This is a genomic window from Mesorhizobium sp. M0152 (assembly GCF_040322415.1).
Classification (GTDB): domain Bacteria; phylum Pseudomonadota; class Alphaproteobacteria; order Rhizobiales; family Rhizobiaceae; genus Mesorhizobium.
The window spans coordinates 1-588 of record NZ_JAMYTH010000135.1 but is presented as its reverse complement, the minus strand read 5'-3'; the positions used below and the strand labels follow the sequence as shown (position 1 = coordinate 588).

Sequence of the window (588 nt, the reverse complement as noted above, 5' to 3'; positions counted from 1 at the left end):
GCCCGCTGTGCTGCGCAGCGGCGTCCCCCTTGCTCTCAAGACTTTGAGATTTAAATGGGTCCCCGGGAGCAACGTCTGGCGCTGACTGGCCGAGCCGCTTGATCTGCTGGTGAAACGTCCCAACGGGGCTTTCCTTAACCGCGTCTCGGGCCTGTCGGTCCATGAGTTCAAAGTTCGTGAGATTATTTGCCGTTCCGAATGTATTGTCACCCCTGAGGCGGGTTTGTAGTGCCTGCCGATTGACGACGAGGTTGTTGAGGTTCAGGTTATCTGGCTGCGATTGCAATCGCCCAACCAGCGCCCGCGTGCCGTCCACCACGTAGACTCCGCAATCCACCACGTTGCTCTGCTGGGCGATGCGGGATACGCCCACGCGGGTCTCCAGGCTGGCGCCCAGATTTTCTGCGAGCTCTTTTGCAAGCGTGTCATTGCATCCGTTGTAGGAGTCATAATGATAGGCAACCGGCCGTTCCCGGTCGCTGCGATCAACGAACAGCAGCGACCAATGGGTGCCGCGCTCCGCAAGAGTCTTACCGCCATCGCTCACTGGCACGAACAGGAAGTCGGCTGTGTCGTTACCGTTCTGAT

At 59.0% G+C, this 588-nt stretch carries 1 protein-coding gene; it reads right to left on the bottom strand.

Translation table 11 applies throughout. The annotated features are described in order from the left end of the window. A partial coding sequence (locus tag NKJ26_RS33495) for a Ulp1 family isopeptidase (RefSeq protein ID WP_352700134.1) occupies nucleotides 1–588 on the bottom strand: 588 nt, incomplete at both ends.